The 427-nt window shown below is 57.8% G+C and carries 1 protein-coding gene; it reads right to left on the bottom strand.

Annotation, left to right across the window (positions count from 1 at the left end; translation table 11 throughout):
- Window positions 1–234, bottom strand: a 234-nt coding sequence (locus GYA94_RS27355; protein WP_161893515.1) for a DUF3574 domain-containing protein, incomplete at its 3' end; no start/stop codon positions are given.
- Window positions 235–427: the final 193 nt, after the last annotated feature.

Genomic DNA, 427 nt, shown 5'->3' with positions numbered 1-427 from the left:
CCCGTCGCGAAAGCGCGGCGGTACGTCACGGTCGACAAACTGTTGCCACTCTTCAGCGGTGATGTCTTTCCCCTCCGGGCGGCTCAGACCGAAGTAAAGCGTGGTTTGCACCATGGACTTATCCGCCGGGCAGACGCGGGGCTTCGGCGCGCTGGTCGATGAACTTCCACCCGCCACGCAGCCGCTGAGTAACCCTGCCAGCACCAGCGCCATTGCACCCTGTCTGAACGTCATCTTTGCTATCCTCATTGTTATTAGTCAGGAAATATCAGCGGATTTTCAGATAATTAGCAAGGGTTATAATATTCCGGTACGGCACCAGGCAATAAAAAGCCCGCCAGCGGCGGGCTCGTGAGCATCAGATGATCTTACTCAGCCGTGACGCGTACCGGCGGCGGCGTATGGTAGTGGGCATCCGCTTCGGCAA

The sequence above is a fragment of the Pseudomonas juntendi genome, assembly GCF_009932375.1.
Classification (GTDB): domain Bacteria; phylum Pseudomonadota; class Gammaproteobacteria; order Pseudomonadales; family Pseudomonadaceae; genus Aquipseudomonas; species Aquipseudomonas juntendi.
Note: the sequence above shows the minus strand (reverse complement) of the source record. Positions and strands in the feature narration are given on the sequence as shown.